Here is a 14,808-nt window from a genome sequence, read left to right as displayed (position 1 = left end):
CTCCCCGCAAATATGCGGAAGGCTTATTTTTCGCTGCTCATCATCTCTTTATAAAACTCGGTCTGCTCTTCTAAAAAGCGTTTTGCGCCGCTGCTGTTTTTATAAAAGCTCTCCCAATCCCGTTTTTTCAACATTTGCTTCCACTCCGCGGATGAGGTAATCTGGCTTCAAAGCCTGATCCCAATAGGCGATCTCGCCTTCGGTCATGTCTTTCGGCCCCATGATGCCTCTCCAGTGCGCAAAGACAAACGGCACCCCCTGCTCTTTCCATGTCGGCACATCGCTGAAGCCGGAGAGCCTTTTGTCCGACGTAACGGCCGCCAATGTGATTTTCCCTTTCCGATAGGCGTCTCTCGCTTCTGAAATGGTCATTGAGGCGGCGTCTATCTCGTGGCTGATAAGAGCTTCAATGACTTCATTGCTGCTCCCGTATTGAAAAAAGCGGATATCAAACGGAGAAATTCCGGCCATTTCCGCCGCTCTCGCAAAGGAGAGCTGGTCATCATTTCCGAGGCCGGGCGCAAATCCGATTTTTATGCCGCCCGGATGTGCTTTAATATCGCCGAGCAGCCGCTTTCCGCTTTTTATCTTTGAATCCTTCGGAAGAGCGACGGTCTGCCACTCTTTTGCGATAATGGCCAAAGGCGTAAAATCAGCTGCCTTCAGCCGGCTTTGTCCCAAAATTTCATTGCTTAACAGCAGGCTTGAATTCATACTGATGACATCCGTTTTTCGTTCGTTTACATATTTCCAGCCGCTGTCTCCGCCTCCGCCGGGTTTATAGACGATCTTTACGGGCCGGCCTAATATTTGCTTCCGCTCTATTACCGATTGCAACGCTTTTGCCGTTACGTCCCAGCCCCCTTGAGGCGCTGCCGGGACGACAATTTCAACCGGCCCTTCAGCTGAACGGATGCCCGCCATCTGCCGTCCGTCAAAAGAAACCAGCGCCGCCAGCATGACAAGAAGCACTCCCAACCGCTTCATTTCTCCCATCCCTTATTCATGTGCTAAATAATATTTCCGTTCCGGCCTGCCGATAATGCCGTACTCTAATTCAGCGAGCGCTTCTTCCCGAGAAACGAGAAACTCGGCGTAGCGCCGCGCCGTTGTTCTGGAGGCGCCCATTTTTTCGCCCAGTTCTTCAGCCGTCATCCCTTTTTGGGCTGCCCTGAGCGCGTTTTTGATTTTTTGAAGTGTAATCGAATTAATCCCGGTCGGCAGATCATTGAGCTGTTTTTGTTCTTTCTGACCGCTTCCGAAAAACATGTCGATAACGGACTGGCTCAGCTCCGGCTGTGAGTGCAGCCATTCTCTTTTTTCACGGTACTGCAAAAGCACTTCTGTAAATTTATGTGCCGACACCGGCTTTATGACATAGTGGGAAACGCCTGATCTGAGCGCTTCCTGCAGCAGTCTTGTTTCGGCAGAAGCCGTAATAATGATGATATCAACGGAAGGAAAACGGCCGCGGATAAGGGGAAGCAGATCTGTCCCCAGCTCATCCGGCATATAAATATCCAAAAGCAGCAGATCAGGCTGCCGTTTCTCAAGCAGCGATATGGTGTCTTTGGCATTGATTGCTTTGCCGATGACATTGAATCCATCAAGATGTTCGATAAATTTTTCGTGAATTTGCGCTATTCGAAAGTCGTCCTCTGCAATCGCGATGTTAATCACACCGATTCCCCCTTTGGCCTTTCTTTCGGTATAAACACCGTAAATACGGCACCGCCGCTCTTTTGCTGCGAAATCTCTATCGATCCCTGCAATTCACTGACGGCTTCTTTCAGATTAGCTAAGCCGTATCCTCTCCTCGTCCCCTTTGAAGAGTAGCCCTTTTCAAATATCGTTTCTGTTTTTTCCTGAGGCACGCCGTCTCCTGAATCCGCCACTTCGATGACGATATCCCTGCCGATATCGGTCATAAAAAAGGCGACCTCTTTTTTCTCTTTTTCGGCGACGGCTTCGAAAGCGTTATCAATAAGATTTCCGATGATCGTAATGAGCTGGGATGAACCCACATGCTCCGGCAGCGATTCTAAAAAGCTGTTTTCATCTATTGAAAGCTTCACTTTCTTCTCAGACGCCTTTCCCATTTTTCCTAATAGTATGGCCTGAACCCGCTGTGAATGAATGTTTTGAAAGAGGATTTCGTGCTGTTCATTCTGGATGGCGTACTCTTCTTTTATCAGTTCAATGGCTTCATTATATTCTCCCAGCTCTAACAGACCGAGGATCGCGTAAAGCTTATTCGAGAATTCATGCGTTTGCGCCCGAAGATCCTCCGAGTATTTTTTCATTTCAGTCAGCTTGTTAATCAGTTTCTTGAGCTCCGTTTTTTCGCGGAAGCTGATCACCGCTCCGTATACTTGCCCGGTCTGCTTCATTTCTTTCACGTTTAAGATAAATACTTTATCTCCGGCACGCACCTCCACGTTCGGCGGTAATTCTCCCCCTGCCAAAACCGGCATGAGATTTGCGCCCGGCATGATTTCTTTTATATGCCTTCCGATCGTCGGTTCCGGAAGATTCAGCATATCAGCCGCAGATAAATTCATCATGGTTACCGCGCCTTCTTTGTTTACGGCGATAATCCCTTCTTTCATCGCAAGGAGCATCGCATTTCGCTCCCGGTACAGAGCTGCAATTTCATGCGGTTCAAGGCCGAGTGTATCTTTACGGATGCTTTTTGCGAGCGCCGCCGCTCCCCCGATGCCGATAAGAAACACCAAGCATGCAAAATAGCCTAAATGCCGCAGATGCGCTTTCATATCTTTTTCTATCTCATCTTGTAAAAACTCGACTGTCACCGTTCCGACGACTTCGTTATGATTTTTTTCCTCCAGAATAACCGGGGCGCTTCCCCGGACGGCCTTCATTCCGTCAGAAACCGGAGACCCGCCGAACATGACGGTTTTGTTTTGCAGATTTTGATTTTCTTTCGGAATGCTGCTGCGGGCCGAATGAAATGCAACATGCCCTTTTTGATCAGTAATATAGACAGCGTGCGCGCCTGCCTGTTCTTTCATTTGTTCAATGACGTCTAACTTTGTAAAAGCAGCTTGATCCGCAAGCCGGAACGCCTCTTTTACAGGTGGCATGTATGAAATGGTTTTTGCCGTTTGCACCGCCAGCTGTTCAGCCTGCTTCTGGCCTTCCTTTAATTGCTGAAAGGCAAATATAACTGTGAGCGTTCCGATGACAAGTATTAATAAAGCCGTGATTAATCCGGCGATTTTCATTTGCAGAGAGACATAAAACCGCTTCGCTTCCAACACAGCACCAGCCGTCCTTTCCTCCTAAAATCATACCACTTTTTAAATCTTTGTTTCTCATTTTTGAGAATTTTCGTGATCTTTTTCTCTTGTCATTTCTTTCAAAAAGTGCAGTCTGGTATAATTTCCCTCAAGGGAGATAAGAAGGATGAACTTTTAATAATCGCTGTGCAAAAAAAAGACTGACAGAAGCCAGTCTCGGGATGTTTAACAACGGACGTATATTCAGTTGACAGAATGATTCTCTATGATGGCTGAGATATATTTGAATGACCGGAAATATCAATCAATTTTCCTTTGACGGCCAGGCGCCCTTCGGTTCTTACCGCTTTGTCGCATGTGATTAATGTAATCTCTTTATCTTTTGTCTCCTGAATTGCGTTTGCTTCTATTTCTGAAATCATGGTTTTTGATGTTACAGAATAAATATAGTCTTTTCTAAAGTCGGTAATCACGATTTGCGCGCCTTTTTTTATGTGTAAAAGAGGGCCGAACAATAGGTTCTCCTGCTTCAGATGGTGGCCTGCCAACGGGTAGTTTCCCTCGCCCATTTTCTGATCCGGACGCATAGTTGCCGCGCCGATCAGCAGGTTTTCATTGGTTGTGCCTTTTAAAATCGGAAGGTCTAAATCGATGCTGCTGATGGTTATCCGTCCGATTATCGGTTTTGGTTTGCGATTAAAACTTGACTGAACTGTTTCCCTGAAACCGGGCGGATGAATGGATTCAAAATCATAGTCCGCTTTTTTCATGTTATTTTTCCGCGCTTGTTCTGCGGTCAATTCCGATTCAATTTGGCTTTTACTGAGGTACGCGATCAAACAGCCTTTCATGAGAGGAGAGGAAATGAGAAGCAGCCCGGACAAAATAAGAACGGCAATGATCATTTTTTTTACCATGAAGAAAATTCCTTTCTTGTACGTCATGCGGTGAGTATTTGGTGAGTAATGATTCTCTTTTTAAAAAAGCACCTGATCGATTCTTACATGATCAGGTGCGATAACGTCTATCTATTCCTTGCTTTCTTCTTTCTTGATACAACAGCCGCGGCTCCGCCGGCTAATAGCAGCAGAATACCGGCCGTGACCGGTATTATACCGTCCGTATCACCGGTTTTCGGCAGGTTTTTGCCTGTATCCGAGTGATTGGTTTTACCATTGGTATCAGGGTGATGCCCGCCTTGATTCGTTTGATGATTCGGTGTGTCTTTCCCAGGTGCGGGATTTTTTAATTTCTTATTAGAAACGACGACCTCAACGGCTTTTGACTGTCCTTTTTCAATGGTGAATTCAATTGGTTTTTCGTTCAGCTGATAGCCGTCAGGCGCTTTTGTTTCGATAAATCGATACTGCCCGGGCGCTAATCCTTTCACCGTAAACCGGCCCTTTTGATCCGTCTTCCATACCGCCGGCCGTTCTTTGCTGCCGCCGGTGTTTACCGGATGTCCGGCAGAATCCGTGATCTTGAATTCAGCACCTTCCAGCACCTTATTTTTATCGTCATGATCCACTTTTGTCAGTGTGACATCACCAGGCGTCAGTGTATTCTCCGCACTGATTTCGACTGGTTTTATGTCGGTATTTGTGATCTTGAATGATATTGGCGTTTGATCCAAACTGTAAAGTTCAGGCGCTTTTGTTTCGATAAATTGATATTCGCCTGCTTTCAGTCCCCGTACGATAATCTGTCCGTGCTCATCTGTCGTCAGACCCTCTGTCAGTACTTTGCCGTTTGCATCTGTCAGATTAAACTTCGCACCTTGCAGGACTTTCCGTTTGTCACCTTGATCCAATTTTGTGAGAACAACGCTGTTCTTGATGTTAACCGCAGTCAGGGCAGCCTGATTCGGTTTTCCGCTGTTCTCAGTCTTAACCGTAAACGGCACAGGGGTTGTTGACAGCAGATAACCATCCGGCGCTTTTGTTTCAACAAATTGATAGTTTCCGGGCGCCAAACCGCCGGCGTCAATTTTGCCGCCTTCTTTTGTCATCAGATCGTCTCTTACGGTTTTTCCATCACTGTCAATGATTTTAAATACTGCACCGTCTAAAACGTTTCCGTCTTGATCCTTCTTGATCAGCTGGACAGAGCCTTGATAGTTGACAAAGGTGCCGGCATCAGACGGCTTCGGCTTTCCTTCCGCTGTTTCTGAGATGGTAAACTCTTTTTTCTCCGTATTTAACACATAGCCGTCGGGTGCTTTCGTTTCAATGAAGGCGTAATGCCCCGGTGCAAGACCGGACGTTTCTACTTTTCCTTCTTTATCTGAAACCAGATCTTCTTTAACCGTGTTTCCATCACTGCCGACGATTTTGAAGACTGCGCCTTCAAGCTTCTTGCCTTCCGCATCTTCCTTCGTCAGCCGGACAGAGCCTTTATAGTTGACGGCCGTTCCTGCGTCAGTTGACGCCGGCTTTCCTTCCGCCGATTCTGAGATGGTAAACTCTATTTTCTCCGTATTTAACACATAGCCGTCAGGCGCTTTCGTTTCGATGAAGGCGTAATGACCGGGTGCAAGGCCGGATGTTTCTACTTTTCCGTTACTATCTGAAACCAGATCTTCTTTAACCGTGTTTCCATCACTGTCGACGATTTTGAAGACTGCACCTTCAAGGTTTCGGCCTTCCGCATCTTCCTTCGTCAGCCGGACAGAGCCTTTATAGTTGACGGCCGTTCCTGCGTCAATTGACTCCGGCTTTCCTTCCGCTGTTTCTGAGATGGTAAACTCCACTTTCTCCGTATTTAACACATAGCCGTCGGGCGCTTTCGTTTCAATGAAGGCGTAATGACCGGGTGCAAGGCCGGATGTTTCTATTTTTCCGTCCTTATCTGAAACCAGATCTTCCTGAACCGTTTTACCATCACTGTCGATGATTTTGAAAACTGCGCCTTCAAGATTCCCGCCGTCTGCATCTTTCTTCGTTAATGCGGCTTTTCCTTTATAATTCACCATTGATCCCAATTCAACATCAGGTACTTGATTCTTTTCGTTCTTTGCGATTGAGAAGTGAATGGCTTTTGTGTTTACGATAAACCCTGATGGGGCTTTCGTCTCCATCAGCCGATAGTATCCGGCGGGCAAACCGTTGATCTCAACTTTCCCATTTTTATCGCTTTCAATATTATTTTTTATCAGAGTATAGGTACCGTCGCTTGATTTTTTCTCAAGCTTAAATACAGCACCGGCCAAAGGCTTGTTGTTTTCGTCTTTTTTGATAAGCGTCACCTTATTTTTTTGATTTATGACTTTATAGAGTGCTCCTGCAGCCGAGGATTTGCCGTCAATCGCAACGGAGACCCCGTTTGCATAAGCATCGCTGATGGTGTAGCCGTCCGGAGCTTTTATTTCTTTCAGTACATAGGTTCCGTAACGGATATTCCCAAACGTAAGTTTACCGGCATCATCTGTTGTGCCCGTACGCAGCAGCTGCTTGCCGTCTTTAGACCATAATTGAAAATCTGCTCCTGAAAGAGATGTTCCGTCTGATCCTGTTTTAGATATCGTCAGGCTTCCCTTCTCTCCTGATCCTGAGCCGCCGCCGCTTGAAATGGCGACAAACACTGAGCTGTTGTTCTCTTGGGTCTGCTCCTCAACATTCGTCCCCGATATCGACACTTTGTTGCTGACCTGACCGCTGCTGCCGGAAATATTAATGAGAGAACGATATTGTATGACATACGCGCGGTCGATTTGTTTATAGCCGCCTATAAAGGTAAGGACAAATGATTGTTCACCGGTGGCATTGTCAGTTTTCATATCTACTTTATAGTCCTTATCTTTCTCAAGCTCCACATCACCCGGAATAAGATTTCCGCTGCTGTCTTTCATAACGCCGTTCTCATTATATTTTGCTTGATATACTTTAAAAGAATCTTCATCTATTATTTGATTCTCATCCGGTGTGTCTTTGACTTTTACGTCATCCAGTGTCGATTGGCTGGCATTGACATTGATGTTCCAATCGATATTGTTTCCGTTCTGTTTGCCGCCTTTAGAAATCAGGTTTCCTCCGTTTGCGATGGAAACTGAACCCGTCAGCGTTCGGTCTGCATGGTCATTATTAAAGTACTCTGCTTTGTTTGTGTATTGACTCTGTTTGATGACCTGGCCTTTTAATGACGTTTTAAATTCAATCAGGTATGGTACAGCGTCATCTGTTTTGAGACGTACGATTAACGTATTTTTGTTGCCGTCTGACGGCTCTTCTATTTCATATTTTGAAGAATCCAGCGCCTCTCCTTCAGTGATGGAGCCGTTTTTGCTGATGGTATACGTTTTAACAGCAACCGATCCATGCAAAAATTGCTGACCATCTGTGATCGTATCTTTTATATAAGGATTTTTTGAAGGTTCGCCATTATAATTGATGCCGACTTTCCATGTGATTTCTTTTGAAACGGCGTTGTATGAGCCGTTTTTGAATCCGTTATGGGACGTCTGATTGTTCGGTGTGAAACCGCTCGATTCCTTATTTGTGCGTTTGTTGCCGTTTTTATCGGTCCATGTGGACTCCGCCGTATTCTTAATCGTTTCGTTTGAAAAGTCAGCGTTGAATTTTGTCTTATACGTGATCTTAAACTGACTGTTTGTTTCTGCGTAGTCCCCGATCAATGCTATTGTAAAGCCTTGATTTCCGGGTTTTTTTGTTAATGTATAGTCTGTTCCTTCTTTCAGCGTTTTGTTATCAGTCGTGTCTTGCATGTGAAATGAATCGTCAATGAGCGCCAGGCCTCCGCTGGTAAATTGATCATCCAGCGTCCAGTCTTTCATTGTGTAACCGTTTTTGTTAACTGTGATTGTCCAATCAACCGTCTTCTTCTCATAGTCTGCGTTTGAATAATTTTTAATCAGATTCTGCTGAATGGCGGTTCCCGGAGTTTCCTTTGATTCCCCTGTATCTGTCACTGCTGTGTTGGTGTATTTGACAGGACTGTCAATAATGACCCCATCGTTGACTTGAGATTGATAAATGATCTTATATGCTCCTGTGACAGTTTGCTTGAATTTTATGTCAAAGCCGTTCCCGTTATCAGTCAGCGTATAATCCTCACCCTCTTTTAATGGGGCGCCCTCTTGTTCGCTGCCGTTCTGGCTGAATGTAATCGGAAGGACTTTCAATGAACCGGGAACAAGATGCAGATCGTCTGATCCGAACGTATCCTTGATGCCGGCTTTGGATTGATCAATCTTTTTCTCACCGTAGTTGTACATAACAGCCCAGCTGAACGTTTGGGTTTCTCCTTTATAACCTGTCGAAGATTTTTCTATCATTTTTCCGTAACCCGCTGTTACGGAAGCTTCCGCAGAAATCGGCTCCGCATTTTCTCCGCTGAATGCCGCCTTGTTTGTCAGCGTGATGTTCCCGCCTTTACCCGGCTTTGCCTCATCTTTAATTTCCGTATCATATATGAGCCGGTAGGCTGAATCAATTGTCCCGGCGAAGGTGACATTACCGTTTTCGTCAACGGTATAACCTGAAGTTATCTCATTTCCCTGACTCACCGAGCCGTCAATATTCACATCAAGTTCATACACTTTCACAGAGCGGAAAGTCAATTCGTCCGGAAGGCTTTCAGTCAATTTCGCATGTTTAACTTCTTCTTCCTTTTTATTAAGATCAACCGTCCACGTTACCTTTCCAGGATTAATACCTTTATCCAATGACCCTGATTTCTCAATGGTTTTATTGACATTCGGTTTAAAATAAACCGTTACGTCCGGCGTATCAGAGTTAACCGGAAACTTAATCTTTTGTGTGGTTGATCCTTTTATTTCTTTCTGATTGAATTGGGTGTTTACATACAATGACCCCTTGACGTTAGTATCTTCTTTTACCTCGCCGTTAAACGTCATGATGACATGGCCGCTCGTATTAATGGAAAAAGTTCCGTACGTACTATCGCCGTCGGTCAATGGCTGGTTCGTAATGTCATTATGCATGATAAATTCTTTAGGCAGATCAAATTCATATCGATCACCGTCGTTTATTGTTTTTCCCAGCTCATTCGGAATCGCCCATTGAATGGTGATATTTGCCGGAGAGTTCGTATTCGCAGGGTTGTTTTTGTCATATGGTTTTCCTTTTTCATCCGTCAATTTCACATCAGTTAAAATATTTTGCGTAATCTGACTTCCGCCTGATTGAAGGCTTTTAGCGGCAGATTTGCTTGAAATCACCATTTTTGATTGACTGCGTTTAGCAGAAGGTTTTGATTTCGTTGTCTGTTCTGCTTTATCCCCGCCGTCCGCAGGTGCTGACTTTTTCTCTGTCTTTTCCTGAGGTTCAGCAGGTGTTGAAGAGGTGTTTTTTTCTGTTTCGGAATCCGTTGTTCCGTCTTTCTTCACAGGTATTAACACCTGCTGGGTCTTGCCGGCATCCAGTTGAAAAAGAGCTTTTGCCATTTTCGTCTCATCTGCTATGTCGGGAGTAAACTTCGCCGACAGTGTAATGGAGCTTTTGGCATTCCCGGCATCCGCTCCAGCATCGTTCACTTTCACTTCCAGCGTGCTGCTTTTTGCTTCAGCTTTATATATACCGATCACCCGATCAGCTGATGTCAGCTCACCTTCGGCATCGTTATCTAATGTAAAACTTTCCGGAATCTTTACGGTGATATTCCGGTCACTTGCATCTTCCTTGTTTTTTAGTGACCATTCGTATGTCAGTGTCACTTTATCCCCCGGTGCTAAAGCGGGCTCACTCCCTTTTGACCCGTCAACAGTCTGCTGTCTGCCGTCTTTGACTGCAACTGAATCAAAGAACCCGCTCTCGCTTTGTTGTGATCCGGAAGCGGCTGCGATCGGAGTAAAGCTGACAACCTGGCTGAAGATGAAAAACAGCGTGAAGCATGAAATCAATGCCGGCCTCAGCCTTTTGCTTTTTTTCGGGCTGAACGAAAAGTTCCTCACTCCCAAGTCTTATTCCTCCCCTTTTATATAGACTTACGTTCGAACAAGCCGGTAAGCATGGGATTCTCCTTATCCGAACCAAACTACATTGTATGAAATCGGCCTATACAAATTCTGTACATGGGATCATTTCAGAAATAGCGCACAAAAAAAGACCGGCATCAGCCGGTCCGGTCATTCAATCGTCAATTGATTTTATCCTTCAATTGTTTATAGCGTTCGTATTCCTTTATCGCCTCTTCTACCTTTCCCAGTTTATTAAATAACTGCAGTTTGTATTGTATAATTTTATCGTCACCGGGCTCTATTTTCTCAACCTGCAAGCAAACATCCATCGCTTGATGATCGTTCTTCTCTTGGATGAGAAAATCAATCAGTTCGTACGCTTTGCTGAGCCACAGATGGGCCAGACGCGCTTTTTCCGGCTCCGCCCACAGATAGCCATTCTCCATGAGATAATGGTTCTCATATGACATGACAATGTTCATGTGCCGGGTTAGTGCAGCTGCGCTGAGCGGAGGAGCCTCTTTTAATGTTTTTTCCCATTCAACTGTATCAATCTTTACCCCGGAAAGCCGGAGAATGTATCCTATATCGGTATTTTCTATTGATTGGCTGAAGGGCAGCTGACCGATTAATTTCCGTATCTGATATATTGTCGAATAGAGCTGGGTGCTTGCTTTTGATATATCATAAGCAGGCCAAAACATTTCCATCAGCATGTCTTTACTGACTGTGCGCCCTTGATTAAGAAGTAAAAATGCATACAGTTCACGGGCTTTGGATGTTCTCCACTTGACTGTTATGTATGTTTTGACACCATTTACCGATTGATAAAAGTCCAGGTTCCCAAAACATTGTATAACATAATCCGTCCCGGTATTCTCTTCTGCCGTCCTGAGTTTTTTATTCATTCGGATTCGCTCAACAGTTGTCAGCAGCCGGGCATTGTCAACCGGTTTTAAAAGATAATCGACAGCATTTAATTCAAACGCTTTGATCGCGAATTCATTATAAGCGGTGATAAAAATAACTTGAATATTTTCATTGAGCTCCTGAATCGATTCAGCAAGCTCAATACCGTTTATCCCGGGCATTTCAATGTCAAGAAACACCGCATCAGCTGCTGAAAGCTCCGAGTGCTCCAGAACTTCCGCCGGATCTTGAAACGTTATAATAGATTGAAAGGCGTTTGTCCGCTCAAGCATACGATTAAAATGAAGCAATGCCAGTTCCTCATCATCCACAATTAACGCTTTCAAACCGCATCCCACCCGTCAATATAGATATATCTGAAAATAATTTCAATTATACCATGCCTAATGCCCTATATAGTTGGATTCTTTTTCTTTCTCTTGTTGTATTATAACGTTTGTGATTACAATATTTATACATTACATAGGATAATAGAATGCCCCTGAATGGGATAAAGGAGTAATGATGTGAAAGAAAAATTTATTTCGATTTCGATTATTTGCGGCTATGCCGCTTTCTTTATGATTTTTATGGTCCTGAATTATTTTTCAGGATCATCCCTCCCTCAAGCGGAACAGGGCGTGATCAATCTGGAAAAGTGGGATTTTCAAAAGGATGGAAATGTCCAGCTGAACGGGAAATGGATTCTTTATCCAAATCAGATGCTGTCACCGCAGGCTCTTCATTCAGCAAAAGGAAAAAATCCCGTACTCGTTGATGTCCCCGTCAATGTGAAGCTGTTCGGAAAAACGGCCGACGTGGATTACGGAACGTACAAACTGACAATCCGCTCAAATGAAGACAATCAGGTTTTGGGGATCAGCACATCTTTTATCTACAGTTCAAACCGCCTTTATCTTAATGGAAAAGTAATCGGACAGAGCGGCAATCCTTCAGAAAAAGCTGATTTTAAGGCGCAGAACAAACCGTACAGCAGCTTTTTCAGGCTTCGCAAGGGTGACAATGAACTTGTCCTGCATTTTTCGAATTTCGGAAAAGTTCCCGGCTGGGGGATCGCAAAACCGATAACGTTTGGGACTCAGGAACAAATTATACGCGAGAATCAAATTTCCTTTTTCAATGATTCCATTATGATTACGGCTTTTTTCATTACCGGTTTATATTTTCTCGGCTTTTTTCTGCAACGGACAAAGGATAAACATTTATTGTTCTTTTCCGTGATGTGTCTGCTTTTTTCTGCCATTATTCTTATGATCGGGAAAGAAAGAATTATCTTTCTCCTCTTTCCGTCTATTTCATTTTCATTGCTGAATTCCTTGCGTATCATCTCAACCGTGCTTGTCAGCATAGCGGTTTTTCTTTATCTCTTTTATGCATACAGAGAAATTGTCTCAAAAACGACGATCACCATTTTAACCGCTTTATCCGGGACCATCTTGATCACTGATTTTATGTCCGGAAGTTTCATTGACCATCTCTCATACATTTTACATTCTGTGCTTGCCGTTACGACTCTGTTTTATATTACATATATTTTTACGATTGCCGCCATAAGAAAAATAAAAGGAAGCACGTACCTTACACTCGCATCCGTCTCGATGAGCGCTTTTGTGATTCTTACGACCATTTCGGCTTACAGCGGCAAAACGGCTTTTTCTTTTAATTCGCTCTATTCATTGCCGACAGTCATCGCTTTATTGGCGGTGGTTCTTCTGATGGCGCAGCAATTCGCCGGAGCTTTCCGGGACAATGAAGTCCTCTCACGGAAATTAGTCAAAATGGACCAACTGAAAGATGAATTTATCGCCAAAACTTCACACGAATTCAAGACGCCGCTGAACAGCATTATTAATATATGCCAAACCCTTGTAGCCGGCAGAAAAAAGAAGACGATAGAGGAAGAGAAAGAAAATATGCAGCTGATCATCCGTATGGGCTACAGACTTTCTGATCTCGTAAATGATATTCTTGATTTGGAAAAAATGAAGCAGGGTATGCTGCAGATTCGTCCGGTTCCCGTCGATGTGCATGCCGTCATATCCAGTGAGATGAACTTCTACCGGCTTTTATCCAAACATAAAAAACTTGCCATTCTTAATCATGTGCCGGACGATCTCCCTTTGGTGCTTGCAGATGAAAACCGATTCCGGCAAATCTTAACCAATCTTATTGAAAACGCAATCAAGTACACATCCGAGGGGAACATTATTCTTTCTGCTGAAAGCCTGAATGACAAAATGATTCAAATCACGGTGGCCGATACCGGCAGCGGCATTCCTGAGGCTGATCTTGAAACCATTTTTGATTCTTTTCAGCAAGCGGGAGGGACGGAAGAAGATGGAACGGGTTTAGGTTTAAGTATTGTGAAACAGCTCGTCAATCTCCAAAACGGGGACATCTGGGCGGAGTCAGCGGCGGCGCAAGGATCAGCCTTTCATTTTACGTTACCCGCCGCTCAAATTGATTCTTTACCGGAAGCAAAGACCGAACTTCCTAAATCACAGCCCGGGCAGAGAATGTCGGATATTTCGCTGGTCACGCCTTATCACTCAGAAAAAATCGAGGCTCCGACGATTCTGATCGTCGACGATAACATCGAGAGTTTGAAAATTTTAACGGATATGCTGGAAGGTGTTCCTTATAACGTAATCGCAGTAAAAAGCGGAAAAGAGGCGCTTCAAGCTGTCTCTTCCTCGAAGCTTGACTTGGTCATATTAGACTTGATGATGCCCGACATGACGGGTTTTGAAGTCTGCACAAACATCCGCGAAAGATTCAGCATGGTCGATCTGCCGGTTCTTATCGTTACGGCAGCCATTATCAGCCATGACAAATACAAGGCGTTTCATGCCGGAGCAAACGACATCTTACAGAAGCCTTATCATTACTCTGAATTCACCGCGCGTATTAAAAATTTAATTTTGATGAAGCATACGGCTCACCAAGCCACAAATTTAGAAATGGCGTTTCTTCAGTCGCAGATTAAGCCTCATTTTCTTTACAATGTATTAAATACGATCATCGCGCTCAGCCATTTGGATATTGAAAAAGCACGGGAAACGACTGCTGCATTTACAAACTATTTAAGGATGAGTTTTGATTTTCAAAACACTTCGGACATCAGCTCATTCAGAAACGAACTTTCTATCATTACGTCATATCTTTCTATAGAAAAAACACGCTTCGGCAAACGGATTGATATCCTTTTTGATATTGAACAGGACATTGACTTCCCCCTTCCGCCTTTAATGATACAGCCATTGGTGGAAAACGCCGTTCATCACGGGATCAGTAAGAAAAGAGGCGGCGGACGGATAAAGCTGACAGCGAAAAAACAAGGCGAAAACACGTATTTTATCAAAGTGGAGGATAATGGAACCGGCATCATGCCGGACATACAGAAAGATATTTTGTCTTCTGATGTTAATCGCAGTGTCGGCCTGAAAAATATCAATCGGCGGCTGAAGCATTTTTGCGGAAGCGAATTGACGATCACCAGCACCCCGGATGAGGGCACCGCTGTTTCGATGATGATTCACACTCCCGGCACAACGGATGATTCGAACTCACTAAAAACGTCTTCATTAATATACTGATTAACTACCGAAGGCATGTAAATACTTCTGCCGGCTGTCGGGAAATTCCCGTCAGCCTTTATTTACCCAAAAAGTAAAAACAAAAAAG

At 44.4% G+C, this 14,808-nt stretch carries 6 protein-coding genes and 2 pseudogenes; 2 read left to right on the top strand and 6 right to left on the bottom strand.

The window, feature by feature from the left end:
- Nucleotides 1-23 precede the first annotated feature (23 nt).
- The 6 genes and pseudogenes from OQ477_RS19185 to OQ477_RS19160 all read right to left on the bottom strand — a co-directional run bounded on the left by OQ477_RS19185 (nt 24) and on the right by OQ477_RS19160 (nt 11,450).
- Nucleotides 24-987, bottom strand: a pseudogene (locus OQ477_RS19185) (tripartite tricarboxylate transporter substrate binding protein).
- Between the two features lie 12 nt (nt 988-999).
- On the bottom strand, nt 1,000-1,680 hold the full coding sequence (locus tag OQ477_RS19180) for a response regulator (RefSeq protein ID WP_007610021.1): 681 nt from the start codon (nt 1,678-1,680) through the stop codon (nt 1,000-1,002).
- Nucleotides 1,677-3,281: a sensor histidine kinase gene (locus tag OQ477_RS19175; protein ID WP_265973507.1), complete on the bottom strand. Its 1,605-nt coding sequence runs from the start codon at nt 3,279-3,281 to the stop codon at nt 1,677-1,679. Before OQ477_RS19175 ends, OQ477_RS19180 begins: the two co-directional genes overlap by 4 nt.
- A gap of 242 nt (nt 3,282-3,523) precedes the next feature.
- Nucleotides 3,524-4,177 (bottom strand): class A sortase, encoded by a 654-nt coding sequence (locus tag OQ477_RS19170; RefSeq protein WP_265973506.1) that lies wholly within the window; start codon nt 4,175-4,177, stop codon nt 3,524-3,526.
- A 107-nt stretch (nt 4,178-4,284) separates the two neighbouring features.
- Nucleotides 4,285-10,194 (bottom strand): SpaA isopeptide-forming pilin-related protein, encoded by a 5,910-nt coding sequence (locus OQ477_RS19165; protein WP_265973505.1) that lies wholly within the window; start codon nt 10,192-10,194, stop codon nt 4,285-4,287.
- A gap of 179 nt (nt 10,195-10,373) precedes the next feature.
- Nucleotides 10,374-11,450 (bottom strand): response regulator, encoded by a 1,077-nt coding sequence (locus OQ477_RS19160; RefSeq protein WP_265973504.1) that lies wholly within the window; start codon nt 11,448-11,450, stop codon nt 10,374-10,376.
- 234 nt (nt 11,451-11,684) lie between these two features.
- Between OQ477_RS19160 and OQ477_RS19155 the strand changes: the two are divergent.
- A pseudogene (locus OQ477_RS19155) lies at nt 11,685-13,568 on the top strand (ATP-binding protein); the annotation flags it as partial.
- Nucleotides 13,569-13,640: 72 nt separating this feature from the next.
- Nucleotides 13,641-14,720: a response regulator gene (locus OQ477_RS19150; protein ID WP_265973550.1), complete on the top strand. Its 1,080-nt coding sequence runs from the start codon at nt 13,641-13,643 to the stop codon at nt 14,718-14,720.
- Nucleotides 14,721-14,808 lie beyond the last annotated feature (88 nt).

It is taken from the genome of Bacillus sp. ChL18 (genome assembly GCF_026241425.1).
Classification (GTDB): Bacteria; Bacillota; Bacilli; order Bacillales; family Bacillaceae; genus Bacillus; species Bacillus velezensis.
The sequence above is the reverse complement of the archived record's forward strand: the minus strand, read 5'-3'. Positions and strand labels throughout refer to the sequence as shown.

Bases quoted from the DNA above. Each gene is read 5' to 3' on its own strand.
- OQ477_RS19170 (WP_265973506.1), bottom strand. From the start codon at position 4,177: ATGGTAAAAAAAATGATCATTGCCGTTCTTATTTTGTCCGGGCTGCTT.
- OQ477_RS19150 (WP_265973550.1), top strand. From the start codon at position 13,641: ATGTCGGATATTTCGCTGGTCACGCCTTATCACTCAGAAAAAATCGAG.